Annotated in this window: 2 protein-coding genes and 1 pseudogene; all 3 read right to left on the reverse strand. The window is 35.1% G+C overall.

Annotated elements, in window-relative coordinates; translation table 11 throughout:
• A partial coding sequence (locus BAZSYMA_RS01590; protein WP_090714920.1) for a UPF0149 family protein occupies positions 1 to 1,004 on the reverse strand: 1,004 nt, incomplete at its 3' end.
• A gap of 36 nt (positions 1,005 to 1,040) precedes the next feature.
• Positions 1,041 to 1,229: a hypothetical protein gene (locus BAZSYMA_RS09790; protein ID WP_090714923.1), complete on the reverse strand. Its 189-nt coding sequence runs from the start codon at positions 1,227 to 1,229 to the stop codon at positions 1,041 to 1,043.
• Positions 1,222 to 1,350, reverse strand: a pseudogene (locus tag BAZSYMA_RS09640) (IS1595 family transposase); the annotation flags it as partial. The gene BAZSYMA_RS09790 and the pseudogene BAZSYMA_RS09640, both read right to left, overlap by 8 nt.

Raw genomic sequence — 1,350 nt, forward strand, 5'->3', positions numbered from 1 at the left:
TCAGGCTTGAAAAACAAAGGGTAGTATTCACCTTCGATTAATGCCTGATTTACTTGATTATAATGATTAAAAATTAACTGATTAAATAGTTCGAATTCTTCGATATCGTCCCACTCTGGTGCATATGTTGCACCCCAAATAGCATCCATCCACATAGAAGGCATAATCATCTCTGGCGCACAGGCAATGGCAGTAAAAAAGCCATTTAATTCAGAGGTATTTTGAATTGATTGAGCACGTCCATAGCGTGTAAAAAAGCTATCTGTTAGTATCCATTCATCATCATTTAATTCATCGTCAAATAAATTTGAAAAGTTAGGTGGTTTAATGCCACTCATTTGCTCAAATGTGGGTTTAGGGGTGGTACGCTGAGTTCGTACACCTAGTTTGATTTCTACTTCTTCTAAATCGCCTGCACACATTAAATCAACGCATTTATTGGTAAATATTTGACGAATTTCATCAATTAACTCAACCGCTTTAATATCTAATAAGTTAATCACAATAAAACCATTTAAAGCTTTTTGTTGATGGTGTGGTTGCTCTAAATATTGTTGGTAAAATACCAGCAATTCGTCTCTACAATCAGGCTGGTTTTTATGTATTTGATTTAAAGCAGAAGCAGCCACTAGATAAGCGGATTGTTGGTGCGTATTGTCTAATATAAAAGCAAACAAAGGCAACAAGGCATCAGTGCCAATCATGCCTATTACTTCGGGCAAATCATCCATCATCCAATCGTCTTCATTTTTATCTGCTGAGTCAAACAAAGTGATGAGAGGGATAATAGCTTTGGTGCTCTTGAGCTGCGCTAAAGCACGCCAAGCGTGTATCTGCACCCACACAGTATCATCTTGTGCTTGATTGAGATTTGCATCTGTTGCTAGTTGAATTAAATCATCAACATCGCATTGTTCAAAACCATGTTGCAGGTAATCATGCCAATCGTCATGATAATCTATCACACCGAAATCAAAAAGCGTTGCGTACTTGTCTTTGTTCATAAATGTGTTTTTTTTACTTAAAAATAACGGTCTTAACTAGTTAAGCGGCTCTTTTCTAAAATTATCAAGTAAGATTTTATATGAGAACTTTGCATAAATAGGGGTGGTTAGCATTGTCAGTTTTTGCCCAATTGGTGATTTTCTTAAACCCAGTCCTAGCAAGGTTAAGGCAGGGTTTAAAAAATTGCCAAGTGGGTAAAAAGTGGATTTTTGATGATTATTCATATTTATGCAAAGGTCTATACATATCTTGCTTGCGATTATTAAATCTAAATTCACATTCTTTAAGGTGATATTTAAACATTTTTTTATTCATTCCTTTAAATTTTACCAGTCTAATTTTAGG

It is taken from the genome of Bathymodiolus azoricus thioautotrophic gill symbiont (assembly GCF_001298715.1).
Lineage (GTDB): Bacteria > Pseudomonadota > Gammaproteobacteria > PS1 > Pseudothioglobaceae > Thiodubiliella.

Excerpts from the sequence above, each read along its gene's own strand:
- BAZSYMA_RS09790 (WP_090714923.1), bottom strand. The coding sequence starts at position 1,229 with ATGAATAATCATCAAAAATCCACTTTTTACCCACTTGGCAATTTTTTA.